The following is a 571-nucleotide window of genomic DNA, read 5'->3' as shown; positions in this document are numbered from 1 at the left end:
CCTGTGGACTTTGCGCAAACGCAACCAACGCCTTCGCCCATGGATGGTTGCTGTCGGGCGGTAGATAGAAGAACAAGCGCCGCGACAGCGGATAGTCCTCGGTGGCGATCAGGCTGTTGAAGGGGAGCATTGATTGCGACGCGCCATCGGCAATCGCCACGGCTTTGGCCTGACGCACATAGGGCAAACCGATAAAGCCAATGCCCTGCGGATCGGCGCTGACCGCGTCGGACAATTGCTCGCTGGACTCAAAGCGTTTCGCCGCGCTGTTCAGACTTTTCCCGCGACGATTGAGGACCAGTTCCTTAAACGTGTCGTAGGTGCCGGACTGGTCATCACGCGCATATAAATGAATCGACCCGCCACGCCCGCCAAGCGCTTCCCAGGTTTTCACCTCGCCGGCGAAGATCCGCGCCAGTTGCTCGGTGTCGAGCTGCTGCAGCGGATTGTCGGGGTGCAGGATGATTGCCAGGCCGTCGATGGCGATGACTTGCTCGGCTTCAGGACTCTTCATGTCGCCGAGCGCTTGCAGGCTGAGCAGTTCGCTGTCCTTGATCGGACGGGATGACGC

Annotated in this window: 1 protein-coding gene; it reads right to left on the bottom strand. The window is 60.2% G+C overall.

The annotated features are described in order from the left end of the window. A partial coding sequence (locus DBR24_RS34220; protein WP_256591934.1) for a substrate-binding domain-containing protein occupies positions 1-571 on the bottom strand: 571 nt, incomplete at both ends.

Source organism: Pseudomonas sp. HMWF006, from assembly GCF_003061205.1.
Lineage (GTDB): Bacteria > Pseudomonadota > Gammaproteobacteria > Pseudomonadales > Pseudomonadaceae > Aquipseudomonas > Aquipseudomonas monsensis.
This window is presented reverse-complemented; position numbering and strand designations above follow the sequence as displayed.